22 protein-coding genes are annotated in these 26,589 nt (G+C 32.5%); 19 read left to right on the plus strand and 3 right to left on the minus strand.

The features are described 5' to 3' along the window. Positions 1–19 precede the first annotated feature (19 nt). The 15 genes from thiI (at position 20) to pnuC (ending at position 19,133) form a co-directional block, all read left to right on the plus strand. Positions 20–1,222: a tRNA uracil 4-sulfurtransferase ThiI gene (gene thiI / locus LD125_RS00780; protein ID WP_250136874.1), complete on the plus strand. Its 1,203-nt coding sequence runs from the start codon at positions 20–22 to the stop codon at positions 1,220–1,222. 19 nt (positions 1,223–1,241) lie between these two features. Beyond that, complete coding sequence (gene dnaE, locus LD125_RS00785) at positions 1,242–4,256, plus strand: DNA polymerase III subunit alpha (protein WP_250137589.1); 3,015 nt, start codon at positions 1,242–1,244, stop codon at positions 4,254–4,256. Positions 4,257–4,268: 12 nt separating this feature from the next. Continuing rightward, a complete protein-coding gene (gene polA, locus LD125_RS00790; protein ID WP_250137588.1) occupies positions 4,269–6,992 on the plus strand; it encodes a DNA polymerase I in 2,724 nt (907 codons plus the stop codon). Positions 6,993–7,008: 16 nt separating this feature from the next. Continuing rightward, complete coding sequence (gene mutM, locus LD125_RS00795; RefSeq protein WP_250137587.1) at positions 7,009–7,851, plus strand: DNA-formamidopyrimidine glycosylase; 843 nt, start codon at positions 7,009–7,011, stop codon at positions 7,849–7,851. Between the two features lie 144 nt (positions 7,852–7,995). Beyond that, a complete protein-coding gene (locus LD125_RS00800) occupies positions 7,996–9,282 on the plus strand; it encodes a replication initiation and membrane attachment family protein (protein WP_250137266.1) in 1,287 nt (428 codons plus the stop codon). 30 nt (positions 9,283–9,312) lie between these two features. Then, a complete protein-coding gene (locus tag LD125_RS00805) occupies positions 9,313–10,272 on the plus strand; it encodes an ATP-binding protein (protein WP_250136869.1) in 960 nt (319 codons plus the stop codon). A gap of 103 nt (positions 10,273–10,375) precedes the next feature. Next, positions 10,376–11,368, plus strand: coding sequence for a S66 family peptidase (locus tag LD125_RS00810; RefSeq protein WP_250137586.1), 993 nt, complete (start codon positions 10,376–10,378; stop codon positions 11,366–11,368). Between the two features lie 119 nt (positions 11,369–11,487). After that, the gene (locus tag LD125_RS00815; RefSeq protein ID WP_250137264.1) at positions 11,488–12,540 is read left to right on the plus strand and encodes a ThiF family adenylyltransferase; all 1,053 of its coding nucleotides are present in this window, start codon (positions 11,488–11,490) and stop codon (positions 12,538–12,540) included. Between the two features lie 224 nt (positions 12,541–12,764). Then, complete coding sequence (gap, locus tag LD125_RS00820) at positions 12,765–13,781, plus strand: type I glyceraldehyde-3-phosphate dehydrogenase (RefSeq protein ID WP_250136866.1); 1,017 nt, start codon at positions 12,765–12,767, stop codon at positions 13,779–13,781. A gap of 142 nt (positions 13,782–13,923) precedes the next feature. Then, positions 13,924–15,141: a phosphoglycerate kinase gene (locus tag LD125_RS00825; protein WP_250136865.1), complete on the plus strand. Its 1,218-nt coding sequence runs from the start codon at positions 13,924–13,926 to the stop codon at positions 15,139–15,141. 75 nt (positions 15,142–15,216) lie between these two features. Next, the gene (locus tag LD125_RS00830) at positions 15,217–16,098 is read left to right on the plus strand and encodes a hypothetical protein (protein WP_250136864.1); all 882 of its coding nucleotides are present in this window, start codon (positions 15,217–15,219) and stop codon (positions 16,096–16,098) included. A gap of 14 nt (positions 16,099–16,112) precedes the next feature. Next, positions 16,113–16,802 carry a hypothetical protein gene (locus tag LD125_RS00835; protein ID WP_250136863.1) on the plus strand — a complete coding sequence of 230 codons (690 nt, stop codon included), beginning with the start codon at positions 16,113–16,115 and terminating at the stop codon, positions 16,800–16,802. 182 nt (positions 16,803–16,984) lie between these two features. After that, positions 16,985–17,587 (plus strand): thymidine kinase, encoded by a 603-nt coding sequence (locus LD125_RS00840; protein ID WP_250136862.1) that lies wholly within the window; start codon positions 16,985–16,987, stop codon positions 17,585–17,587. A 98-nt stretch (positions 17,588–17,685) separates the two neighbouring features. Then, complete coding sequence (locus LD125_RS00845) at positions 17,686–18,192, plus strand: nucleoside 2-deoxyribosyltransferase (RefSeq protein WP_250137585.1); 507 nt, start codon at positions 17,686–17,688, stop codon at positions 18,190–18,192. After that, positions 18,192–19,133 carry a nicotinamide riboside transporter PnuC gene (gene pnuC / locus LD125_RS00850; protein WP_250137584.1) on the plus strand — a complete coding sequence of 314 codons (942 nt, stop codon included), beginning with the start codon at positions 18,192–18,194 and terminating at the stop codon, positions 19,131–19,133. The genes LD125_RS00845 and pnuC overlap by 1 nt, the downstream gene beginning before the upstream one ends. Positions 19,134–19,185: 52 nt before the next feature. Here the strand turns inward: pnuC and LD125_RS00855 are convergent, their stop codons facing one another. From LD125_RS00855 to def, 3 genes are all read right to left on the minus strand, one after another. Next, on the minus strand, positions 19,186–20,088 hold the full coding sequence (locus LD125_RS00855; RefSeq protein ID WP_250137583.1) for a hypothetical protein: 903 nt from the start codon (positions 20,086–20,088) through the stop codon (positions 19,186–19,188). A gap of 58 nt (positions 20,089–20,146) precedes the next feature. Beyond that, complete coding sequence (locus LD125_RS00860) at positions 20,147–21,943, minus strand: ribonuclease J (RefSeq protein WP_250136858.1); 1,797 nt, start codon at positions 21,941–21,943, stop codon at positions 20,147–20,149. 339 nt (positions 21,944–22,282) lie between these two features. Next, on the minus strand, positions 22,283–22,900 hold the full coding sequence (def, locus tag LD125_RS00865) for a peptide deformylase (RefSeq protein WP_250137258.1): 618 nt from the start codon (positions 22,898–22,900) through the stop codon (positions 22,283–22,285). A gap of 145 nt (positions 22,901–23,045) precedes the next feature. Between def and rsmD the strand changes: the two genes are divergently transcribed. From rsmD to LD125_RS00885, 4 genes are read left to right on the plus strand one after another with little or no spacing between them, the layout of a single operon-like run. Then, entirely contained in the window at positions 23,046–23,615 is a 570-nt protein-coding gene (rsmD, locus tag LD125_RS00870) for a 16S rRNA (guanine(966)-N(2))-methyltransferase RsmD (protein WP_250136856.1), read from the plus strand. 2 nt (positions 23,616–23,617) lie between these two features. Next, the gene (gmk, locus tag LD125_RS00875; RefSeq protein WP_250137257.1) at positions 23,618–24,514 is read left to right on the plus strand and encodes a guanylate kinase; all 897 of its coding nucleotides are present in this window, start codon (positions 23,618–23,620) and stop codon (positions 24,512–24,514) included. Then, the gene (rsmB, locus tag LD125_RS00880) at positions 24,492–25,787 is read left to right on the plus strand and encodes a 16S rRNA (cytosine(967)-C(5))-methyltransferase RsmB (protein ID WP_250137582.1); all 1,296 of its coding nucleotides are present in this window, start codon (positions 24,492–24,494) and stop codon (positions 25,785–25,787) included. Before gmk ends, rsmB begins: the two co-directional genes overlap by 23 nt. Then, positions 25,787–26,569, plus strand: coding sequence for an HAD-IIB family hydrolase (locus LD125_RS00885; RefSeq protein ID WP_250137581.1), 783 nt, complete (start codon positions 25,787–25,789; stop codon positions 26,567–26,569). The genes rsmB and LD125_RS00885 overlap by 1 nt, the downstream gene beginning before the upstream one ends. The last annotated feature ends 20 nt before the right edge of the window (positions 26,570–26,589 follow it).

Below are 26,589 nucleotides of genomic sequence, written 5' to 3' on the forward strand. Positions count from 1 at the left end.
AGAATTGGGAAAACAAGTTATGAAAAGGGTTTTAGTGCGTTATGGAGAATTAACTTTAAAGGGAGGGAACCGTCAACAGTTTATTACTAAACTAATCCAAAACATTAAATTTCGGTTGAAACCTTATCAAGAAAAAACCACTTTGATTAGAGACCATAACTCATTAATTATCGAAGTAGCAGATGATTTTTTAGAGCGATTAATTAGTGATTTACAAACTGTTTTTGGAATTTATTCTTTATCTGTGATTGAAAAAAGTACTTGAGATTTAAAAGACTTACAAGCTCAAGTGTTGAAAATTGTTGAAACAAATCTTCATCAAGCACAAACCTTTAAATTAGAAGTAAAGCGTATTGATAAGACTTACCCCTTAACTTCAACTGAAATCAAACAGTTTTTAGCACCATTAGTTTTGCAAACAACTACTTTAAAAGTCGATGTTCACCACCCTGATTTAAAGGTTGAAGTGGTGGTAAAAAAAGATCAGATTGATATTTTTTGTTCGCGAATTAAGGCTTTAAAGGGGCTCCCAGTAGGAGTATCAGGGAAAGGTTTATCCTTGTTAAGTGGAGGAATTGATTCCCCGGTTGCAAGTTTTTTAACGATGAAAAGAGGAATGCAAGTAGACTTTATTCACTTTATGACTCCTCCTCATACCTCACCAGAAGCTTTAGATAAAGTCTTTAAACTAGCGAGTCAAATTGCCAAATATAATTATCAAAGTTTTAATTTATATGTGGTCGATTTTGCTAAAATGCTCCAAGAATTAAACCATATCCCCGACCAAAGTTATAAGATTAACATTATGCGGAGAATGTTTGTGCGCATTGCTAATAAACTTGCTGTTAGTGAAGGTCATCAAGCTTTGATTACTGGTGAAAGTTTAGGTCAAGTTGCAAGTCAGACAATTGAATCGATAACAACAGTAAATCTGGTGTCAGATTTACCAATCCTTAGACCAGTGATTATGAATGATAAAGAAGATATTATTAAAATTGCGAAAAGAATTAATACTTATGAGATTTCAATTTTACCTTTTGATGATGTTTGTTCAATGTTTGTTCCAACCAATCCTGTGACTAAACCTCGAGTTTGATTGGCTGAAAAACAAGAAGCATCATTGATGTGAGAACCGATTTTAGACTATATCATGGCATCAGAAATTCAAAAGTTTCACTATCACGAGGGCGAGTTTAGTCAAGTGGTGTTTAATCAAGCATAAATTTAGAAGGAAAACGATTATGAAGTATTATCCTCAGTTAAATATTCAGACTGCTTATAATTTTCAAGAATCATTAATCACTGTTGATGATTATTTGGCCTTTGCTGTTAAACATCACTTTCCTTATGCTTTTTATGCTGATTGTGGTGTGATGTATGGAGCTGCAGAATTTTATGATAAGTTTAGCGCTGCTGGGATCAAACCAGTCATTGGCTTAACTTATGAAGATAATCTTCATGACCAAAAAGTTACCTTTAACCTTTATGCTAAAAACCATCAAGGTTATAAAAACCTTTGTTATCTTGCTTCAGAGTTGCAAATAAGCAATCTTGATCTAGGAGCTTTTTTCAAGTTTGCTTGCACTTATTTTGATAATAACCTAGTTTATGTTGTTAGTTTTGAAAAAAACGATGATGTGCAACTACTAGAAGAATTATTAGTCAGAATTGATGAAACAAACCTCTTTTTTGGAATTAATCATCCTCTTGTTGATGATTTTCAAACCAAAAATAATGTTGTTGCTAATAAAAGAATTGCTTATCTTAATTCTGATGATGCTAAGGTTTATTGTACTTTATTAGCAATCAAAGAAAATAAAACAATTACCCAGATTGGTGCGACTTCTGAACTTCATTATCCTAGTTATGAAGTTGATGTTGAACGTTTAAACCAAATGAATTTGGAAAAAATTGTTGCAATGGTTGATTTTGATTTGTTTGTTCAACCTCAAAACCATTTAATCGAATTTAAAACTCCCAACAATATCCCTCAATCCCAATTTCTTCGTCAAGTCAGTTTAGATTCTTTGGTTTCATACCTTCGGATTTATAAAGTTGCAAAAACTGATCATCAAAAGTATTATGACCGGTTAGATTCAGAATTAAAAATTATTGAAGAAATGGGTTTTGCCAACTACTTTTTAATTGTAAGAGATTATGTGTGGTTTGCTAAAAGTCGTCAAATTATGGTTGGTCCAGGACGAGGAAGTGCGGCTGGTTCGCTTGTAGCTTTTTTGTTAAGAATTACTACAGTTGATCCGTTAAAGTACAACCTAGTTTTTGAACGATTTTTAAATCCTGAACGAAAAACAATGCCAGATATTGATTTAGACTTTCAAGATGATCGTCGTGAAGAAGTGATTGAATATCTGGTTGAAAAGTATGGTACCTATCATGTTGCTAGTATCATCACTTACCAAACTATTGGGGCAAAGTCAGCGTTAAGAGATGTTATTCGTGCTTTTGATAAACCAGTAGAATTTGCCAATAAGTTAACTCGTTTAATTCCGTTCCAATTTCAAAGTGATTTACAAGGAGCAATCGCTCATTCTAAGGCTTTAAAAATTTATGCTGAAGATAACCCAGAAATTTTCACAACTGCTTTAAGATTAATTGGTTTGCCCCGCCAAACAGGCACTCATGCAGCAGGAATAATTTTGTGCCAAGATGATTTGCGTGATGTTTTGCCAGTTCGAACTGGTTATGATGGAATCGTGCAAACCCAGTTTGACATGAACTATCTTGAAGGTTTGGGTTTAATCAAAATGGATTTATTAGGATTAAGAAATTTAACTACACTCCAAGAAATTAAAGAAAACGTTGTTCGCAGCGAGGGGGTTAATTTAAACTTTGATAAGTTAGATTTAAATGATCAAAAGGTTTATCAATTATTACAAAGTGGGAAAACTTCGGGAATTTTTCAATTAGAATCACCAGGGATGACCAAGTTGCTAATGCAGATGCGACCCACAAAAATTGATGATATTTCTGCAACTTCAGCACTTTTCCGTCCCGGGCCATCATCAATGATTCCAGAATATCTTAAACGTCGAGAATCAAAGAAAAAGCTTAATAGTTATATTATTGATCCTTCTTTGACTAATATTCTTGCTTCAACTTATGGAATTATTCTCTACCAAGAACAGGTCTTACAAGTTTTGCAAGCAGTCAGTGGTTTTAGTTTAGGAAAAGCAGATTTAGTTCGTAGAGCTATGAGCAAAAAGAATGCCAATTACATGGCCATAGTAAAACCAGAATTTATTAGTCAGGCTTTGAATAATGGTTATAGTCAAAGTAAAGCCACCGAAATTTGAACCTGAATTGCTGATTTTGCTAGTTATGGTTTTAATAAGTCTCATTCGATTGCTTATTCTTATATTTCTTATTGATTAGCGTGGTTAAAAACTTATTATCCTGAACAGTTTTATGTTTCTTTATTTAATGCTAGTGTGGGAAATTCTCCTAAAGTTGCTGCTTATATCAAAGAAATTGATGGTTATGGCATTGATTTTAAAGGACCAAGTATTCGGAATGTTAATCAGAAGTATGTTGCCTATAATAAGATGATTCTTGCCCCGTTAACAATTATTAAAGGAATTGGTCCTGAATTTTTAAGAAAGTTGCAAGAACTTTGAAAGACTAACAAAACGATTTTTGATGATTTTTGCTTACTAATTGCTAATTTAATTGATAAGGGGATGAGTAAAAGTTTGTTTGAAGCTTTAATTTGAGCAGGAGCTTTTGACTTTTATCGTTTTGACCGCTTTTTATTAGTAGAAAACATTGATCTTCTGTATAATTTTGCTTTGTCAAACCAAAATAAAGTAACAATTGATCCATTAACGATTCCTGAATTAACTACAATCAAAGAATCTGAAAAGAAACTTCTTGCGCAAAAAGAACTTGAGTATCTTGGCTTTTATTTAGGAAACAATCCCTTTACTACTAAACGAAAAGAGTATAGTAGTTATAATGTTTTAACTTTGGCTCAGATCAAAGAACAACACCAAAAAGGCTTTGTGATTGCTAGTGTGGATGCAATTCGAACCAAACGGGATAAAAACAACCACCTAATGGCTTTTTTAGACCTTAGTGATGATAGTGGTACTTTAAAAGCAACGATGTTTAGTTCTCAGTATGAAAAGCAAGCAGATTACTTACATCCAGGAGTAGTGATTCTGGTGAAAGTTGTTGTTCAAGAATACAATAATCAACTTGGTGCAATTGTAGAAAATATTGGTGAATATTTAAATTAAAGGAGAAAAACAATGAGTAAAAATGAAAAGAAAATTTTATTAGTTGATGGGAACGCTTTAATTTTTCGTGCTTATTATGCAACTGCTTATAAAGGGGGTAACTTATTAAAAACCACAACTGGAATTTATACTAATGCCGTGTTTTCGTTTGTTAATATGTTAACTTCGTTGATTGAACGCAACAATTATTATGATGTTAAAGTTGCTTTTGATAAGGGGAAACATACTTTTCGTCACGACCAGTTGGTTGATTATAAAGCAGGAAGACAAAAGACTCCTGATGAATTAATTCAACAATTTCCTATTGCTCGTGAATTTTTAAAAGCTGCTAACATTGATTATTTTGAAATGGATGATTATGAGGCTGATGACTTAATTGGTAGTATGGCTAACCAAATTTATCACGAGAAAGAAAGATATCTTATTGAAATTCTTTCTAGTGATAAGGATTTATTTCAATTAATCAATGACCGTACTTTTGTTTTAGTTCCTCATTCAGGAACCAGTGATCTTGAGGTTTTTGACAGGCAAGCATTACAAGAAAAGTGAAGTTGTACTCCTGAACAAGTCCCGGATTTAAAGGGGATTATGGGCGATCGTTCAGATAATTTAAAAGGAGTTGCTGGCATTGGTGAAATTCGTGCTAAAAAACTAATTCATGAATATGGGAGTCTGGAAAGTATTTATGTTCATATCGATGAAATTAAAGGTAAAACTCAAGAAAAATTAATCAATGATAAAGATAGTGCTTTTTTATGTCGTGATATTGCTACGATTGAAAGGAACATTTATATTGAAGGTTTTCAAGTTCACAAACTCAACTTAACAATTAACCCCTTAATTGATTTTTTGAATAAATATGAGATGAAAAGTATTGTTCGTAATTTAACTAATACTGCTGATCGGATTAATCAAGAATTAGTTATTGAGTACGAATTGATTGACCAATGGTCTAGTGATTTTAATGTTGACAACACCAGTATTTTTGTAGAAAGTTTGGATAGTAATTATCATGATGGCCAAATAATTGGTATTGGAATCAGTAACACCAAGGGTAATTTCTTCTTAAACTTTTTTAATGATAATCAGCTTGATTTATTTTCTTTAACATCAGAGCAAAAGGTTAATTATGATCAAGAGTTCGACCAGTTCTTGCAGTCAAACTTGTCAAAAGAAACTTATGATGTGAAGAGAACTTTAGTTTTATTAGAAAACATGGGTTATCATCCCAATTATGAAAGTTTTAATTATGACATGATGAGTGCTTGTTATTTACTTGACCCAAACATCACTTCTACTTTTAGTAATCATTTGGGAATGGTTTCACCAGATTTAAGTATTGATCAAGATGATCTGTTTTATGGTAAGGGGATGAAAAAAACTAGTGAAATTGAACTTAATAAAAAGGGTGATTTCATCGTTAAAAAGGCAGTTTATCTACAAAAGGTTAAACCCTTAGTATTAGAAAAGTTACAAAGCAACCACCAACTAGATTTATTAAAAGAAATTGATTATCCTTTGGGGTTTGTTCTTTTAAGAATGGAGAAGCACGGTGTTTTAATTGATCAAGACCAACTAAATGAACAGATTAAATTTGCACAAAGACGAGTTAAGGAAATTGAACTTGAAATTCGGGAAATTTTGGGTGATACAATTACTGCTGACTTTAATCTTGCCAGTCCTAAACAAGTTGGAGAATTGCTCTATGATACTTTAAAACTAACCAATAAGAAAAAGCGGAGCACAAACAGAGAAGCTTTAGAAGAACTTTTAGCTGAACACGCGGTTGTGGGTCATATTTTAGAATATCGCAAGTGAACGAAGTTAGAATCAACTTATTTGAGTGGATTTGTGAAATATATTCATGATGATGGTCGGGTTTATACAATTTTTAACCAAACTTTAACTACTACAGGAAGATTGAGTAGCATCGAACCAAACTTGCAAAACATTTCTATTAGAGAACCAGAACAAAGACAGGTGCGGAAGATTTTTATAGTTGATGAAGGTTACACTTTTTATAGTTATGACTATTCGCAAATTGAATTAAGGGTTCTAGCACAAATGGCACACGAAGAACATATGTTAGAAATTTTTGCTAAAAATGGTGATATCCACGCTGAATCAGCTAGTCGAATTTTTCATGTTGAACAAGATGTGGTGGATAAAGAGATGCGTCGGGTAGCGAAAGTTTTTAACTTTGGTATTATTTATGGATTAAGTGCGTTTGGTTTGAGTAAAGATTTAAGAATTAGTTACAAACAAGCTCAAGAATTGATTGATCGTTATTATGAGGTTTTTCCTGCAATTAAAACCTTTAAAGATAAAACCCTTGCTTTTGCCAACCAGTATGGTTATGTTGAAACAATGTCAAGGCGTCGGCGTTATCTGCCAGAATTAAAATCAGGAGTGCGCTTTCAAAAAGAATTTGGTGAACGAGCTGCAGTAAACATGCCAATTCAAGGTACGGCTGCTGATTTATTAAAAATTGCCATGATTAATATTGACCGCGAGTTTCAAGAAGCGAAGTTAACTTCGTTTATGAGTTGTCAAATTCATGATGAGATTATTTTTTCTTTGAAAAACGAAGAAATTAACCAGGCTAAGCAAATTATTACTAAACATATGGATGAAGCTTTTATAAAGTTAAAATCCATCTTTTGTCCTGAAGAAGTAATTGAGGTGAAATTGGCCACTTCACAATCAAGTGGGAAAAACTGATACGAATTAAAATAAGAGAAGAGGAAAATTAATGCCAGAACTACCAGAAGTCAGAGTGGTTGTGAACTACTTAAATCAAAATGTTAAAGGGAAAGTGATTAGTGCTGTGAGAGTTTTTTATAATCGGTTGCTAGTGGAAACATCAGTCCTTGATTTGAAAGATAAACTTGTTAATCAGCAAATTGAAGGAGTCGATGCTTATGGTAAGTACATTATTTTTCATTTAACCAATTATGAAATGATTTCTCATTTACGAATGGAAGGAAAATGAATTTTTGAATCTGATAACTTTTTTAGTTATCCCCAAGATTTAGTTGAAGCTGAAATTGAATTCGAACATGAAGCAAAGGTTTTACGTTATTATGATTTTCGACGTTTTGGCACCTTGCAATTGGTTGCTAAAAACCAATGAAAAACTTTACCTGCGATTGCTAAATTAGGATATGAACCATTTGATAAAGGTGCTTCTGCTGATTATTTATTCAATAAAGTTCACAGTTCTTCAAGAGCTATTAAAACCTTGCTTTTGGACCAAACTATTCTTTTGGGTTTGGGGAACATTTATGTGAATGAAGTTCTTTTTCAGGCAAAAATTCACCCTTTAGAAAGTGGGAAAAACCTAACTTTGCAAGATTGTGCCTTGATTTTACAAGTAAGTAAAGAGATTCTTGGCAAATCAATTGAAGAGGGAGGCACGACAATCCATTCTTTTATGGTGGGTAATCATCAAAGTGGTCATTATCAAAAGTATCTCCAAGTCCATGGTCGGGAAAATCTTCCTTGTTTTGTTTGTGGTACTAAAATTAAGAAAATTAATGTTAATGGTCGCGGCACTTATTATTGTTCTTGGTGCCAAAAATTAAAAAAGATTTAAAAGTGGAAATGTGGAAAACTCTCATTTCCTTTTTAATTGCAAAGCATTATTTTTCTTCTAAAAATTGGTTGGGAAAAATTGCTAAAACCTTGTTTAAAAAAAGTTAAAAAAGATTATGATTAGAATGCGAGGTGAATCACTTATATGGGAAGTTATAAGTACAAAGTGGTTTCACATTCTCCTATCAGTGATCTTGATCGTAAAACCCTGATTAATCTCTATCAACCCATAGTTGGATCAGAGGCTTGTGCGATTTATTTAACTTTGGTCGAAGAAAGTGAAATCATGTCCAAGTTGAACAACTTAACGTTTGAAAATAGTCGTTTAACAGTGATTTTAGGCGCTTTGGACCAAGAAATCGAAAATGGATTTAAACGTTTAGAAGAAATCGGTCTTTTAAAAAGAACCTATACAAAACTTAAAAACTTATATGTTTTGCAAATCATAAAACCTCTTGCTGCTAATCAGTTCTTTGGTGATGTTTTCTATGACAAGATGTTAAAAAATCACTTAGATGAAGAGAATTACGAGATTTTAAAGTTCCATTGTCAAGGAGCAGATAAAACAACAATCAGTACAATCAGTAATGATGATTTTGATAGAGAAAAAAGTGCTGCAATCTTTGGTGAGTTTTTTTCTCCATCAACAGGAGAAATCCAGAAAATGATTGGGGATAACTCTCAAAAAATGGTTAATAATCTTTCTTTAGTTGCTGAGCAAAATCTTGATTTAGGAACTTTGCAAGTTGCTCTTGCGCAAAAGGGTATTGTTCCAAGTTGCTTGACTTCTGAGATTATTGATTTTTTAATTGATAATCAACCTAGTTGTAGTTTAGATGACCAAGAAATTATTAATTTGTTGGTTCAAACCTACGATCAAAACTTAAAGAAAATCAATTTCAATGTTTTTAAAGTGCTTTTTCAAAGAGAACTTTTGGTGATTAAATCAGCAACTATCACTCCTTCGCAACAAAAAGCAAAAGAAATGAATCTTTTTGAAAGTTATGATTATGCTACTGCGTTGTTGTCTAAAGAACCTGGGTTTAATATCAAAAAAATTATTGACATCTTAAGTGGTGAATACCACTTATCTAATGGTGTAGTGAATTGCTTGTTAGATTTTTCTTATTATAAAAATAATGGAAAAATTGTTGGTGAATATTTATTTAAAATTGCTAAAACTTTAAATAAAAAACACATCAGTAATACTTTAGAAACAATGAGTTATTTGAAGCAAGCGGTTAAATATAGTTGTCAGAGTTCTTTAGCTAGTTTTCACTCTACTTTAACCCCATCTTCTTTGAATAAGAGTAGTAAAATATTAAAAATGCCAGATTTAAGTTGAATGAATAGTCAAAAAAATAATCGTGACGAACATACTAAATTAGATGATCTCGACCTTCAACTAGCAACTTTAGATTTAATCTTTTAAAATGAAAATAGTAGATAGAGAGAAATGTTGATGGAAATTGATCGTTTAGAAAACCAAACTTTAGTTAATAAATTAGTTAAAACTCATCAAGTTTCTGAGCAAACGCTTGAACTTTATCACTCTGCTATTAATTGGTATGTAAATAATCATTTTGATTGTCAAAACCCAGAAAACTTTCCTTCATGTCAACAAAGTCAGAAGGGTTATAAGGCCTCGTTGAAATACGAAAATAACCAGTTTTACAAAGGATTTGTTCCTTGTGAACACTTAGTTTACCAACAAAATAGACAAAACTTTTTGAACCGTTTTTTGTTAACTGATTTTGACCCCTTGCAACAAGAACAGGTTTTTTATAAGACAAATGAGCAAAACTTAAAGTTTTTTGCTTTGAATTATGATGATTCTAAAAGTCAGGAAATTATTCAAACCCGAATTAATTCAAAAGAAGAATTTTTATTAAAACAACAAGTGGTTGCCTATTATCAGGATGTTTTGGCAAATAAAAAACGTTATGGAATTTATTTGTGAGGAAGTTTGGGTTTAGGTAAGACTACTTTATTTCGGTTTTTAGCAATTGATGCAGCAAAAAACCACAAAAAAACCATTGCTTTTTATAGCGTTTCTAATCTTGCAAATTTATTAAAAGGATCTTTTAATAATCACGTTGAAAGTAGTAAAAAAATTCTTGAACAGTTACAAATTGCTGATTTTCTCTTTCTTGATGATATCGGAGGGGAACCTGCTAGTGAATGATTGAGAGATGATGTTTTGTTTACGGTTTTAAACTATCGAATGACTCACGAAAAGACTACTTTTTTTACTTCTAATTTTTCAATTGACCGGTTAAGAAAAAATTATCAAGCTAAAATTGGTAAAACTTATCCAGGGTCAAAAGAAGATAACGAACTGAAAAATGAACGTTTCATCGAACGAATTAATGTTTTAGCTAAAGAGATTGAATTGATTGGTACTAATCACCGAATAAAATAATGTTTCTTAACTATAATATTTTTATTCATTAACGTGGGTATTTCATTTCCTTTTGTCGTTTTTCTATAACAAAAGTAATAAAATCAAATGAGGTGATTAGAAAATGAAAATTGGTATTTTTTCTCCTTCAACTTCGGTTGTTTCAAAGTGCCCTAATCGTGTAAATAGAGCACTAGAATATCTTAGATCGCAAGGCAATGAGCTTGTTTTAGGTGAGTTGTTTTTTAACGATGAAGGTTATCGAACTGGTTCTATAAAACAGAGAGCTGCAGAAATTAATAATTTGTTAAAAGATGAAGATTTGGATGTGTTGATGTCTTCAATTGGCGGGTTTGATACCAATTCAATCCTCCCCCATCTTGATTATGAATTATTAGAAAACAGAAAAAGGAACCTAGTTATCTGCGGTTTTTCTGATATTACTGTTTTATTACTTGGTGCGATGAATAGAATTAAGAGTTCTAAAATTCGTTTTTTGTATGGTCCTGCTTTGATTCCTAGTTTTGGTGATATAGAGCCAGAATTTAAGTCAATAACATATAATTCCCTTCTTGACTGTGTTTTAAGTTCAAAAAAACATATTTATAATGTTCCAGGTTCATGGACTGATGATTGAAAAAATTGAGAAGACTTTGAACAGCCTAAACAGATTTTTAGTCAGTCCTCGTGGAAATATGAATTTTTCAAGTCGTCTCATCCGATTAAAGGACGCTTGATTGGTGGTAATGTCAATGCAATGCTGGGAACCTTTGGTTCAGAGTACGGTTTAAAAATCCAACCAGGTGATGTTTTGTTGTTAGAAGATAGTTGCAAGAATGCTGAGGTTGTGGAGAAGAACTTTAGCGCTTGTTTATTGAACGGAATTTTTGATCAAGTATCTGCCATTATCTTGGGAAAATATGAAAAATTTGATGATCAAGGAACTGGTGTTAAACCAATTGAAATTCTTCGAGAAATTTTAGATGAAGCTAAAAAAGAGATTCCCATTGTGTATGATGTTGATTTTTCACATACCAAACCGATGTTAGTTGTTGAATTAAATAAGCCAATTATAATTGATGGTAAAAAACAAAGAATTATTAAACCTAATCCATAGTTCTTGCAATTCGACGTAGGGAGAGGAGGTGTGAGTTATGTTTGTTGGTTTAATGATGAATTAATCAGTAGAGTAAAACAGTCTAGTTTTTATAACTAGACTGTTTTTAAGGAGGAGCAATGGAAAAATATAAATTAGCCAAAACATTTATGGTATTTAAGGCAAAAGAATTTGTTGTTTTAAACAAAGGAACTAATCAAAAAATAATAAGCAACAATCAATGAGAAAAGAACAAATCGATTTTTAATTATTTATTGAACACAACATTTTTTTCTAAAAATGAATTAAAAAAAGAAATGCATCGCTTATCAATAGATGAAGATATGCAAGATTATATTTTGAACGGTTCAATTATAATCGATGATTGTTTTGATGAAGAAGACTTATTGAGTAGAAGTGAGTTAATGCTAAATTATCATGTAGGAACTGGTGATTACAAAAGTCTTTTAAATAAAATAGAGTCTTTTAATTTTTTTATTGTCGGGTGTGGCGGAATCGGAAACGCGATTAGTTATGCCTTGGCTTCTATTGGAGCTAAAAATTTTGTTTTGTTTGACAAAGATATTATCGAAGACACAAATCTAAATCGACAGTTTATTTTTTCAAAAAAAGACGCAGGAAAATTAAAAACAAAGGTACTAAAATCAGGATTAATCGATCGGTTTGATAATCTGAAAATTGAAACAAATGAAGATTATTCTGGTACAGAATCCTTGTTTTTAATAGAAAAAATTCGTAGTATGAATTTCCAAAAAACGATATTAATTCTATCTGCTGATGAAAAAGAAATTGTTGAAGAAATCAATGAATTAACAATCAAATTCAAAATACCGATGTTGAATGTGGGTTATTTTAACGATATTTCTACTATTGGTCCATTTTTTATTCCCTGAATAGAGAATAGTGCTTGCATTTTTTGTAATAAAGACAATGTTATCAGCAGTGACAATTCAACTTTAGAAGATTCGATTAATTCTTATTGCAATAAGGCTCCATCTTGATATTTAAACAATGCCTTAGCAGTTAGTTTGTCAATTCCAGATATTATAAAATTTATCGAAGGCAATTACTTTGCAATCAAGAGTGCTAATAAGAGAGTTGGAATTAATAACTGAGATTTGTCGCTACAAGAAGTATCCTTTCCAAGAAATTTAGAACACAGTCATGGTTAAAAACCGATAATGTAAAAAACAAACCTCTCTTGGTTTAAAGAAAGGTTTGTTTTTCATTTTTTCAAGATCAACACTAGGTTGAATAGAGGTTGATAATGATGATAACTTTGAGTTAGTTTTCTGATGATAATTAGTTAGTAATTTGGGGAAAATCTTTGAGTATTTAATGTTCTTATATTATAATAAGCTTATGAATTATTAACGAAAGAAGGAACATATTATATATGGCAAAAAAAGTCGCAATTAACGGTTTTGGAAGAATTGGTCGTTTAGCTTTCAGAAAATTGTGAGACAACAAAGATGTTGAAATTGTTGCAGTTAACGATTTGACTGATCCAAAAACCTTGGCTTACTTGTTAGAGCATGATTCAGCACACGGATGATTCCACAAAGGTGAAATTAGTGCTAAAGACGGGGCAATTATTGTTGATGGTAAAGAAGTAAAAATCTTTGCTGAAAAAGATGCTGCTAACTTAAAATGAAGCGATTTGGGTGTTGACTTAGTAATTGAATCAACTGGATTCTACACTGATAAAGAAAAGGCAAAAGCGCACTTGACTGCAGGAGCAAAGAAAGTTTTAATTTCTGCACCTGCTAAAGGGGATTTAAAAACTATTGTTTATGGAGTAAATGAAAAAGATATTTCTCCCGAAGATGACATCATCTCTGCAGCTTCATGTACTACTAATTGTTTAACTCCCTTAGCATTTGTTTTAAACGAAAAATTTGGAGTAAAACAAGGGTTGATGACTACTGTACACGCAGTTACTAACGATCAAAGATTACTAGATTTACCACACAGTGACTTACGTCGTGGACGTGCTGCTGCTTGAAACATTATTCCAACTACTTCTGGAGCAGCAGTAGCTGTTGGTAAAGCTCTACCAGAATTGAACGGAAGAATGGATGGATTTGCATTAAGAGTGCCAGTAATCACTGGATCAATTACTGATTTAACTGTGGAATTAAACAAAAATACTAGTGTTGAAGAAATTAATGCTGCAATTAAAGAAGCAGTAAGTTCAAATAAAGCTTTAGGAGAAGCAATGTCTTATAATGAAGAACAAATTGTTTCTGCTGATATTGTTGGAGAATCACATGGTTCAATCTTTGATGCTACTTTAACTAAGGTAATTGAAAATGATGGTACTCAATTGGTAAAAGTATTTGCTTGATATGACAACGAAAGTTCATATACTTCACAATTTGTGAGAACTGCACTTCACGTTTTATCATTATAATCGTCAAGACAATCTTTATAATAACAAACAACCGCATTAAGGGTTGTTTTTTTGTCGATAAAGGTTTTAATCTGAATATCTAAATTGCTAAAAACGAGTTAGAATAGAATTATACTAGTTAATAAGAAAGAGGAAACTAATTATGGATTACAATAAGAAAAAAACCATTAAAGATCTTGATGTTGCTAATAAAAAAGTCTTGGTCAGAGTTGATTTCAATGTTCCTTTAGATAAACAGGGAAATATTACTGATGATAACCGAATTACTGCTGCGTTACCAACGATTAAATACTTGGTAGAAAATCAAGCGAAGGTTATTTTATTCTCTCACTTAAGTCGAATTAAAAGTGAAGCAGATAAACAAACTAAAACTTTAAAACCAATTGCAAAACGTTTAGAAGAATTGATGAAACAAAAAGTGGTTTTTGTTCCTGTAACTGAAGGTGAAGAGTTAGAAACAGCGGTTAATAAATTAAATTCAGGTGAAATTCTTTTAGTAGAAAACACTCGTTTTGAAGATGTTGTTAATGGCGAAGTTGTGAAGCGAGAATCAAAAAATGATTCATCACTTGGTAAGTATTGAGCGGGATTAGGGGATTTATTCATTAACGATGCGTTTGGAACTGCCCATCGTGCTCATGCTTCAAATGTTGGAATTGCAGCTAATATTGCTCAGTCAGGAATTGGTTTCTTAGTAGAAGCAGAGTTGGCTAATTTGAGCAAGGGAATTGATAACCCTGCTACTCCTTTTGTGGCGATTTTAGGAGGAGCGAAAGTTTCTGATAAAATCGGGGTAATTGATAACCTTTTAAACAAGGTTGATAAAATCTTGATTGGTGGAGGAATGGCTTATACTTTCTTTGCAGCTCAGGGTCATAAGGTAGGTAAATCTTTATTAGAAGAAGATAAAATTGAAGATGCTAAACATTACCTAGAAATTGGTAAAGGAAAAATTATTCTTCCTATTGATTCTGCTAATGCACCAAGTTTTGAAGATGTCGTTCCAACCTTTTCTGATACAAGCAACGATATGCCAACAGATGTCATGGGTTTAGATATTGGACCAAAAACAATTGAACTCTTTAAAAAAGAACTAACAGGGGCAAAAACTGTAGTGTGAAATGGGCCAATGGGAGTAACTGAATTTAAGAACTTTGAAAAAGGAACTTTAGAAGTTGGTCAGACAATTGCTAATTTAGATGGTGCGTTCACTTTAATTGGTGGAGGAGACTCTGCTGCAGCTGCAAAAAAACTTGGTTTGGCTGATAAATTCTCTTGAATTTCTACTGGAGGGGGAGCTTCTTTGGAATACATGGAAGGTAAAGCATTACCAGGAATCGAAGCGATCCAAGATAAATAGAGAAAATGATAGGACTTTGGTCCTATTTTTTCAATTAGAGTTAGGTTTGGCAATTGTTAATTTATAATTAAAACGATGAAAAAGTTTAATTGAAAAAAGCAAGTTCCTCCTAATCTTTCTAAATTGCTGCACCAAAAAGTTGAAAGCAGTCATTGGATTACTAATTTTTGAATTATTGATGACTGGTTGTATTTAACTGATGCTAAGTTTGATGTTGAACCAAAACTTTTAGCTACAATCCCGATGGGCGATATTAACGTGAATATTTCTAAAAAAGGTGTTCTGAATGAAGATTTTTTAAAGCACCCCCACCCTTTGAACTCTTCGTTTTTAGAAGCTTCACACACAGCAATTACTACCATTAATTATTTTGATGATTATCTTTATAATGTTGTAAAGGTGAACGAAAATTATTACCTTTCGTTGATTAAGCCTAACCGTTTGAGTAGTTATATTCTGAAATTTGACCATCAGTGAGAAGAAGTTCAACAAGTGGAAACTTGAAATGATTATGTCTTGATCGGCTGTTTTCTTGATGGTTTACTTTTTCAAACTTTAACTTCAAAACAAACATATTTCTACGTGAATAATGAATTTAAAGAATTTAACTTAACCAACCTTAATCAGGTAGTTGAAGTGGAAAACGCCTATCTTTTAAGTACACTTGATTTTAAGCTTTATGTATATTGAAAAGAGACAGCTGCGTCTAATTTAATTAAACAATTTGATTCTGAATTTTTTATTAGTAGTTTTGATGCTTCTTCGTTTTTGATTTCAGTAGAACAAGAGCAGGAAACTTACTATGTCAATGGCGATGCTTATGATCACTTTAACCCTTTAACCTCACAATATTTTTATCGTTTAGCATCGTGAAAAAAGCAGTTATTGATTGGAAAACCGCTTTATCTTGATAATCATCTGCTTGATTATGATCAACCCTTAATTTTTATTAAATAGAAGGAAGTGAATGAATGTTTCAACGTTTAGGTACCCAAACTGGGGCCATTCTTATCATCTTTATTATTTTTCTTTGTGTGTTATTTTTGTTTTCAACAGTTGGTAGACTTGGTTTTTATTGGTGAGCAACTCGTCTGAAAACTAGTTTTAGTGGTCGAGAAATTTTTGACCAATTAATTGAAAAGAGTCACTTTGATCACCCTCTGATTAAGACTCAGAAGCTTGGGTTAACCAGTGCTTGTTATACTTATCATCAAAGAACTAAACAATTTTGGCTTTCTAACCGTGTTTTGGATCAAGAAAATTTATCCACCAACTTGATTGTTTGTCAAAGTGTTGTTTATGCTCAAGAAAAGACTCATCAAACCCACAACCTTTACTATTATCAATATTGAGGTTTAAACCTTTTAAACTTCTTGTTGGATGGTTTGTTTTTAGCGATGATGCTATTAACTTTTCTTCCCGGGGTTGATGGGAATCAAAAAGTGTCACTACGTTATTGGATCAGTGTTGAAGCTTTAGCAATCATTGGCTGGGTGATAATGTTAATTATTATCTTTTGGTGAATGAATGTGACGATAAAATTTAATGAAAGTGTGGAAGCGCAAATTAAGAGTTTGGGTTATCAAACTTTAACTAGTCAAATGAGCAATTATTTAAATCTTAGTGCTTATTTTCCATTTTCATTTAGAACAGTGATTTAAGTGGAAATTTTTCCAATTGCAACTGTTATTTTGAACAAAGGGCGATTTAAAAAGGTTTTTTAATCAAAACTGGGAGGTTTTGATTTGAGTGTCTTGACAAAACAGTTATAGCGACTATAACTGTTGCTAAAATTCCTTTATTATGAATATGAGTAAAATAGAGGAAAGGATTATCAACAAAGATGACAACACATGAACCCAAACAGCGAAAGGGAATCATTGAATTAATTTGTGGACCAATGTTTTCTGGAAAGACTACAGAGTTTTTAAGACGTTTACGTCGCAAAAGTTTTGCTAATCAAAAGGTTTTAATTTTTAAACCATCTTTAGATACTCGGGGCGAACAAAGCAAAGTTATGTCTCATGATGGAGAAGAATTGCCTTCTTTTGTAGTTACAGAATCTAGTCAAATTCTTGACTATGTTCACAAAGAAGATGTTGAAGATCACTGTAGGTTGGTGGTTGGGATTGATGAAGTGCAGTTTTTTGATCGAAATATTATGCAAGTAATTCTTGAGATATCAGAACAGGGAATTAACTTAATTGTTGATGGTTTAGATAAAGATTTTAAGGGTGATGCCTTTCAAAATACTGATCAATTATTAGTGGAAGCTGATTATGTTACTAAACTTCAAGCTGTGTGCACCATTTGTGGACGTGATGCTAGTTTTAGTCAGCGATTAATTAATGGAGCACCAGCAAAAAAAGATGATCCAATTGTTTTAATTGGGGCCCAAGATAGCTATCAACCCCGATGTCGTACTTGTTGAATTCGTCCCCAATAATGTCAATAAATAGGGAGTTATTTCAAGTTTAATTTAGAATTTGGGAAATAACATTGTGACTATTGGTGGGGAGGTCAGAAATCAACAAGGAGGTTTTTATGTCTGAAACAAAAATTACTGGGATTTATAATGCGGGTCCCCTTTTCTCTAGTGCTGAACAAAATCAACGTAAGTACGAGGGAAAAATGTTAGTTGAATATTTTAAAAAATATGAAATGGATAGTAGTTTAATCTTTAATCCAATCGATTTACCCCACAATGATGGTAGTGTTCGTACTAACTATGAAATTTTTATTAACGACTATAATTTAATGGAAAAAGCTAATGTCTTTATTTTTGATTTGGCTGAATATGATAGTGGTACGATGTTTGAATTGGGTTATGCAATTACTAGAGCTAAAAAACTTGGTGACGTCTTAGCAATTTATCCAGTGATTTCTGACTTTCGTGCCCAATTACGTCCAAGTGGTGATGCTATCCCGGGATGAGGAGTGAATGAAATGTTGACAGGAAGTTTTGCTGATCCAACATTAAAAGAAGTTGTCTTGGTGGTTAATTCCTTTGAAGATGCCATTAAAGATATGGAAAGTCGAAATCTCCATTAATGGCTAAACACGAAGTGGTCGGATCAAGTTTTTTAGGTCTGAGAAGCATTAAAAGTGATCTTAAAAGTCTTTCTAAACCTTTGATTTATGTAATGTTTATTTCCATGGTTATTACTACCTTTTTTGCCTTATTTAATGTTCAAGGTTATAAGGAAGGTGCAAGTTATTTTATTCCTTTAGATAAGTATAACTACGTCACTGGACCTGGTGGTCATTCAGTATTTGGAACTAGTAGTGCGGCAGGAATTTTAGTAGCAATTTTTTGAGCGTTATCAGGAGTGGCTTCTTTTACAGGAATCTTAATGGTGTTAATGATTACTGAACACAAGGAATCACAATGATTCTGAAGTATGGTTTCTAATGCCTTTTTTTTCTTAACAACTCTGGGAATGGGTTATATCGGTGATATGACGATGGGGCTGTTTACTGTTTTAGTTACCCCGGTGGGATGAATAATTTTGCATAAAAAAGCAAGACTTGTTTTGGATTTAAAAACTCAACCAGTTGTTGTTAAAGCAACAATTTATTTCACTGGTCTTGCTTTGTTTGGAATGTTAGTATTTTCGTGGTTTGCTTATTTATCTAATGCAGGAAACTTATTGTTTGGTCATGAAAATAACCCTTATCCTCATGATAACAATGGCAAGTATCCTGATTTTGGTTATAATGATGGGTTCAATCTTGGTTTAAAGTGAACTTTAGACTCTTTGGCAAGTTCGTTTAAAATGACTGCAACAATTCTTCAAGTGTTAGGACTAAAGATCCAGTTCTTGTTCTGATTGCTTTGCGATGTTTTTAGTATTTTACAGTTTTCTGGTTTAGCAGGTTTGCGATTATTAAACATCTCCTTGTTTATTCAGTATTTAACGTGAATGTCTCTAGTAATTCTTTCAATCATTAAAATCTTGAGACAAAAGTACCAAATTAAACCAAAACGATAAAAAATAAAAGAACTTCCAGATTGGAAGTTCTTTTATTTTAACTAAATCAGAGCTATGCGAGCTGACTGTTTTTTTGATCTTTTTGATAATCCTTTAATGGCTCAAAGACGTTGAATTCTACTTCATCTGCTCAAATTCCAGTGATTGTTTCTCAAGTAAGACGAATCACAAACAAGACATAAATCATCACAAACATAAAGTTAACCAAAGCCAATAGTCCTCATAAGAACCCGTTTTGTGAGAATTCGTAAATCATTCGATAAAGGTTGGCTAATAATCTTAAAACCGCTTCTAACATCACAAAGACTAACTCTAAAGTAACAATTACTAGGGTAGTGTTTGCTAAAAGTTTCATAAAAGTGCTTGATTCGTACTTTTGATTGGCATTTTTTTGGTAGAAGAAACCAACATTTAACGCTCCTAAAACCAACAAGAAACCACTAATAGCAAACACTGCAATCGTTCATCCTTGCGCTGCTCCGCCCATATTGTTACGCATATAAATTCCATAAGTTAACATTGCCAAAGGTGCTCCCACCACCATAAACATTCCAAATGCTTTAGTTAAGAATGGTTTTGGTTTGATAGTGGCACTAACTTTAATGTTGGGAAATGAACTAATAATGAAAGGGGTAAAAAACCCACCAACAGTTAAGCTTAATGCTGAAATTATTCATTTGTTAGCACTCAAAGTAAAGTCATCCATTTCATTCATGCTACGAATAATAACAACACAAGATCAAACTGATTTTCACACAAAATAAACAATTAAAGCCATAATTGCCCCTGCACTTGCTTTTGCAACAATATTATCATTAGACCCGTTGCCCAAACCTTTAATAACATCATCTAATAAAGCACAATAGGCAATTAAACCGATTATGGCAAACATTGTTCCAAACACCTGAGCAAAGATAATAAATCCTCTTGAAATTCCAGTAACTGAATTTCTCATAACTATTTCCTCCTTTTAATACACTTTATATTATAAAGCAATTCCAAAAGTGCTTTTTTTATTTCTTGTTGAGAATAACAGGAATAATTAAGGGATTGCGACGTTTGACTTTAAAAATGTAAGGTGAAAGTGCTTGTTTGATTGCTTTTTTAATCGCTCCGAAGGTTGGTCGATCAGAATTTAAGATTTCAACTACAGCGTTGGTAACAATTCCAATTGATTCACCAATAATGCTTCCAGAATCTTTGACATAGAAACTTCCTCGAGAAATGATGCGGGGTTGAGCTAACAACTTATTGTTTTGAGAATCAATTGAAACCACAACAGCAATTAGTCCATCTTTACTTAAAGTATCACGTTCACGAATCACATTTGATGCTTGCCCAGTCATATCTTTCCCATCAACATAAATTGCATCAGCATCAATTCTCCGACCAACCTTCGCAAATCCATTCAGTAACTCAATTTGATCTCCGTTTGCTACTACAAAACCATGACCAGACTTTAAATTAACTGAACGAGCAGTTTCGACATGTTTTTTTAGCATGCGGTATTCCCCGTGCATTGGCATAAAGTAGTTTGGTTTTAAAAGGGTGAACAAAAGCTTTTGTTCTTCTTGACTAGCGTGTCCAGAAGTATGGATTTGGTTAGTAGGAGTATTTTCGATGACAGTCGCTCCAATTCTGGTCAAACTATTAACTAAACGCTCAACATCAGCACGATTTCCTGGAATTGGTGAAGAAGAGAAAATTACTGTATCACCTGGTTTGATACGGACGCTTTGGTGTTTATCATTGGCAATTCGTGAAAGTGCTGCCATTGGTTCACCTTGTGATCCAGTGGTAATAATCATTAATTCGTTATCAGGATACTTGTGCATATCAGTTGGTTTAATGAAGCGTTTTTCACTAATTTTTAAATGTCCCATTTTTCGAATAATTTTAATAATTCGTTCAATTGAACGACCAAGAATTACAATTTTTCGATTGTACTTATTAGCTAATTGAATAATGTATTGAATTCGGTGGACATTAGAGGCAAAAGTGGTAATTAAAATTCTCCCCTTTGCTTTAATAAAATGTTTATCCAAGTTGTCAATAATTCCTCGTTCACCAGGAGTATAACCAACCACTTCAGCGTTAGTGGAGTCAGCCATTAATAACTCCACTCCTTCGTTTCCAATTTCTGCAAGTTTGTCAATCTCTGCAAAGTGTCCAAGAGGTGACCAGTCGAACTTATAATCACCTGTAGAGAAGATGTTTCCATTAGGTGTTTTAACAAGAATTCCAAAAGCATCAGGAATAGAGTGATTCAATGCTGCAAAACTTACTTGGAAGTTTTTTGACCTTCATTTATCTTCAGCAACATATTCTTTGACTACAGTTTTATCAGTAACTTTGTTTTCTTTCATTCGGTCACGAATTAAAGCTGCAGCTAATTCAGGAGCAAAAATTGCTGGAATTTTAATTTGTTTTAATAAATAAGGAATTCCACCGATGTGATCTTCGTGTCCGTGGGTAATAAACATCGCTTTAATTTTTGTTTGGTTTTCGACTAAATAAGAATAATCAGGAATAACTGCATTAACTCCTAGCATTCCTGCATCAGGAAATTTTACCCCTGCATCGATAATAATGATTTCATTATCATGTTCAATTACATAGGTATTCTTTCCGATTTCTTCTAATCCTCCTAAAGCAAAGACTTTGGTAGGAATGTTCCCTCCGCTGTATTTTCGAACAACTTCACGTTGACGAAAATGAAAGGGTTCTTCCTCAACTAGTGGTGCTTTTTCATTCTGGTTGATAACTTTCTTAATTGGGCTTTTAGTTACTTCCTTTTTTTTGTTTTCCATTGATTTCTTTCTCCTTTTAAAAATTTAAAAACTGGTCTTTTTCACCCATCAATAATGTTAATATTAAAATTTGTTTAGTTTAACCCGAGCTCTTATTGGTTAAGCTAAATAATAGGTTTTAAAAAAGACTGATATTATTTTTATTCTACCCTAATTTCTGTCTGGCGTCTATCTCGATAAAAAAACAGTAAATTTCAATTGATATCTAAAAACCAGATTATAACAAGCGTAATTATCAAAGGTAATTAATTGTTGAAATGATGGTTTATTTTTATCCAAAAAAAGAACAACTTTTGTTGTTCTTTAGTCATATCTATTAAACCAGTGATTGGTTATCCTTTAAATAAATAACCAATCATCTTTTTTAAAGTAAGGGTTTTCTTGGTTGATATGATCATAATATAACTTCCCGATATTGTGATCATATTCGTGTTGGAAGACGACCGCTTGATAACCTCTTAAAGTTCTATTAACAAGTTTTTTTGATAAGTAATCATAATAACTAACAATAACTTTATAACTACGAGGAACCAATCCTTCGTGATCAATATCAACACTAAGACACCCCTCGCCATCCTCAAGAGCAACAATTTGTGAAGAGCGTGAAAGAATTTTAGGATTAATTGCTGCAATTTCTTCAACCTTGGTTAAATCATCCTTGTCTCATTCAATCCGAATAAAAAAGAGGTTTTTATTAATTCCAATTTGAGGGGCAGCTAAGCCAACTGCTGGACGAAGATGGTCTGGTTTATCTTCAGGGTTTAAGTCAGGATCTTGAGAATAACGGACAAAATCAATTAATCGCTGCATCGTTTGTTCTTCATCAGCATTAAGGTGCTCAACATCCAGAACATTATCACTTATTCTTCTAATAATTGTAGACTCGTTGTCTTTAATTAACCAATCATTGGTTGGGATCTGCTCTTGGAGTAAATCCTTGGTCAAATCGATTTTCATAGTTTCTATCTCCGCTTCTTTTCATATTTTAGCAAACCCTTGCTTTTAATTAAACTAATGGTTGTTTTTGTGAAAAAAGTTTATACAACCCCAAAGAGCTTATTGTTATAATTATTAAAATAAGAAAGCATCAAGGTGAGGTTTAATGAACGTAATTGCTGGTAAATATAAACACCGAAAATTAAAAACTTTACCTTCACTTTCTACTCGTCCTACCACTGCAAGAGTGAAAGAAGATTTATTCAATATTTTGAATAACTACTTTATTTTTACAAACAAAATTTCTCTGGATTTGTTTGCTGGTAGTGGAGCTTTAAGTTTGGAGGGTTTATCACGAGGAATAAAGAAGGCCTATGTCAATGATTTAAACCCTGAAGCATTAGAAATTATTAAAGAAAATTTTCATGGCCTTGATCCTGATGACTTTGTTTTGAGTCAAAGTGATTATTTGGTTTTATTGAACCAATTGGTTCACAATCAAGTTAAGGTTGATTTGATTTATTTAGATCCCCCTTTTCCTCACACTGAATATTACGAGCAGTTTTTTCAAAAGTTAGCCTCAATTAATCTCTTAAACAATTGGGGTGTAGTTGTGGTGGAATCTCCAATTCCTTTGGAAGAAATCATCAACGGTTGGTTAAAACTTTTGAAAAGCAAAGTGGTCAAAAGCAAGGTTGATAAGTATCTTTATATTTTTAGATTAGAGGAGAATTAAGAATGACAAAATTAACAGACAAAACTGGAAAAATTGTGGTTATTTCTGGACCAAGCGGAGTGGGAAAAGGAACAATTAACGAGCGGTTGTTTGAAGATGAAAAACTCCGTTTAGTTTATTCAGTTTCAATGACAACTCGTGCTTCTCGTCCTGGAGAAGTGGATGGAAAAAACTATCATTTTGTCTTGAAAAGTGAATTTGAACAAGCAGTTCAGAACGGAGATTTAGTTGAGTATGCTGAATTCATCGGGAACTATTATGGTACTCCGCGAAAGTTAGTAGAGGAACAAACAAAACAAGGGAAGAACGTAGTTTTAGAAATTGAAGTTGAAGGTGCAACTCAAGTGGTTAAAAAAGAAAAGAACGTCCTTTCAATCTTTTTGATGCCTCCAAGTTTTTATGAACTTCAACAACGGATTATTACTCGCGGAACTGAAGGTAAGGAAATTATTAAACAACGTTTAGCAAAATCTTTATTTGAAATTCCTTTAAAAGATAATTACCAGTATGTTGTTCAAAATGATACTGTGGAAAATGCTATTGCTAAAGTTCGTGATATTTTGATTAAGGAAGGTTTAACTGATTATGAATCAGTTTCAGCTTATGAGAAATTATCAAGTGAGGTTGAAGAAATTATCTTAAAAGATTATGGTTTATTTATTGAAATTATCCAAGAAAACCTCCCCCGCTTAGCTTCGATTTATAAAACTTTGTTTACTAAGGATAACTTTATTGATCAATTATCAAAAGTAATTAGCGACCGAATTTATACTTATATTCTCGCTCATGGTTTATTCACTGATTTAGAAGATCATAAAAAAGTGCAAGTGCTTGTAAACACTAATATTTTGGAGATTGACTTTTTTGGGGTAAGAAATGACATTGCCAAAAAGTTCTAATCCTCGACATCAAGCTTGAGAGATTTTAATTAGAGTAATTGAAAATCACGCTTTTTCAAACCTTTTATTAAATGAAGTTGCAAATAATAATCAATTAAAACCAGTTGATAAGAATTTAGTGTTTAACTTAGTTCATGGAGTGGTGACCTGGAAGATTTATCTTTCGTATGTGGTTAATAAATTAATCGATAAGAAAAAAACACCAGTATCAGTGCAAATTTTGCTTTGAATGGGAGTTTATCAACTCCGTTATTTAACTTCAATTCCGCCTTACGCTGTTGTTAATGAAAGTGTTAATTTAGTTAAAACTATTGATCCAAAGTTCGCCGGACTAGTTAATAAGGTTTTAAAAACTCTTGTTCCTCAAGAAAGTGAACTTTATCTTGTTAAGGAAAAGAATCAGGACAAAAACTTTTGTTTAACTCATGCCTTTCCGTGAAAATTGTTCACCTTATTAAGCAATGATTATGGGAAAGAGAATGCTATGGGAGTTGTAATTGACTCGGTGAAAAAACCATTAATTAATTTTCGGGTAAATACTTTAAAAACCAGCGTTGAACAAATTCTAAATCAGTATCAAGACCAGTTTGGTCTTACTCGGGTTTTGGGAGTTGATGATTGTTTGATTGCTACTAAACCTTTGGTGCATTCTGAATTATATAGGCTTGGTGAAATTACAATTCAGGATGCAGCTTCAGTATTGGTTGGACAAGTTTTAAGCCCTAGTGTTAATAGTCGGGTGCTTGATATGTGCAGTGCTCCTGGGGGTAAACTTAGTCATCTTAGCGCTTTGATGCAAAATACTGGGGTCATTATCGCTTATGAATTGAACCCTTGACGAATTGATTTAATTCAACAGAATTTAGTTCGATTAGGATGCAATAATGTTGAATTGAGAACTCAAAATGCACTTTTGGCAATTAATGACGAACCTTATGATTTTATTTTATTAGATGCTCCTTGCTCTGGCTTTGGGGTGTTAAAAAGAAAACCAGAAATTAAATTAAACTTTAATAATTCTGGTGATGATTTTTTTACCTTAGTCCAAACCCAAGCTGAACTCTTAGAGGTTGCTTATCAAGTTTTAAAAAAAGGTGGGGTTATGGTTTATTCAACTTGCACGATAAATAAGGTTGAAAACCAAACCCAGATTGAGCGGTTTTTATCTGCTCATCCTGATATGAAAGTGGTTTTTAGTCAACAATTATTTGGTTTTGAACAAGCGACTGATGGTTTTTTTATTTGTAAACTTATGAAGAAAGAAGAGAAATAATGCAGTGATGATTATTTAGTGATTATGATGGTACGCTTCGAAATGGCGCTGATGGGAAAGTTGATCCTTCTGATTTGCGGTTTGTTCAAGAATTTATCGCCCAAAACCAAGTTTTTGTGATTGCAAGTGGTCGACCTTATGAACAAATGCTTTATGAAATGAAAACTTTAAAGATTCAGTCATCATTTTATATTACTAACGCAGGGGCGATAATTCGTGATCAACACGGAAAGATTCTTTATCAATGTGTTTTGCCTCATCAAGATCGTGACGTAATCATTGATTATTTGGAAAACCAGGAATTGCAAAGTTTAATTTATGCTACTCCTTTTGAAGAGTTTTACTTATTTACTGACCATCCTTCATATTATGAAAACGGTCAGTTGAAACGGAAGGTTACTAATTATTCGTTTATTGATTTAAAATCGTTTGAATTAGTTTGTTTTAAAATTCAAGAAAAACGCGAAAAACTTGACCAGATTGCTCTTGATGTCCAAAGAATTGCTCCCAATTTAACAATTATTAAAAATAATGATAGTGAAGTGTTAGAAATTCATCCACCTCACTCTTCTAAACGTCATGCAATTCAAGTATTACAAAAAAAGTTTAATGTTTCTGACAACCAAGTGATTGTGGTTGGCGATGATGATAATGATGTGGGAATGATAGAATATTTTGAAAATTCTTTTGTGATTAACCAACCCTATAACAAGGCAATTCAACCTTTGGCTACTTATCAAATTGACCATCTTTTTGAAATTGAAAACTTTTTAAAAAAATAAGTCTTTTTCTTCCGTATACT

Origin of the sequence: Mesoplasma sp. JKS002658 (assembly GCF_023566355.1) — a bacterium.
GTDB lineage: Bacteria > Bacillota_I > Bacilli_A > Mycoplasmatales > Mycoplasmataceae > Edwardiiplasma > Edwardiiplasma whartonense.